The organism is Streptomyces viridosporus, from assembly GCF_002078235.1.
Taxonomy (GTDB): domain Bacteria; phylum Actinomycetota; class Actinomycetes; order Streptomycetales; family Streptomycetaceae; genus Streptomyces; species Streptomyces viridosporus.
The window spans coordinates 285-747 of the sequence record NZ_MSGP01000700.1 but is presented as its reverse complement, the minus strand read 5'-3'; the positions used below and the strand labels follow the sequence as shown (position 1 = coordinate 747).

Genomic DNA, 463 nt, shown 5'->3' with positions numbered 1-463 from the left:
CCCACCAGCGCTCGGTGGGCGGTCCGTCATTCTGCTGCCCGGGGTCGGGGTACCACCCGGGAGGAGTCACCTGCGTCATGCCCCCCACCGTATGAGGCGTCGGTGAAAGTCGGATGAGAGAGATCCGTCATAGGCCCCGCGGGCCCGTGCGGAGCACCCGGCAGCGCCGTCCGCCCCGGCGCACCGGTCGCACCGCCACCGTGCCCCGCGCTCGCCCCGTGCTCGCCCCGTTCTCGTCATCTCCCTTTAGTATTACGGGCGTTGACCGCAGAGACCCAGGTGGAAGGCGAAGCGCGTCGACCCCTCGCCCCCGGTGTCACCCGTCACGGCAACACCTGCCCCGAGCGGCCACCGCCGGAGCGGTCGGAGGACTACGCTCAAGCCCTGTACGTCGTTCGGGCGACTGGGGAGGTAGCGGGATGACGGAGGTAGGGCCCACGGCCGCCGCCTCGGCTTCCCTGTG

At 71.5% G+C, this 463-nt stretch carries 1 protein-coding gene; it reads right to left on the bottom strand.

The features are described from left to right. A partial coding sequence (locus tag B7L92_RS43155; RefSeq protein ID WP_255311302.1) for a DUF2510 domain-containing protein occupies window positions 1–79 on the bottom strand: 79 nt, incomplete at its 3' end. Between the last annotated feature and the right edge of the window lie 384 nt (window positions 80–463).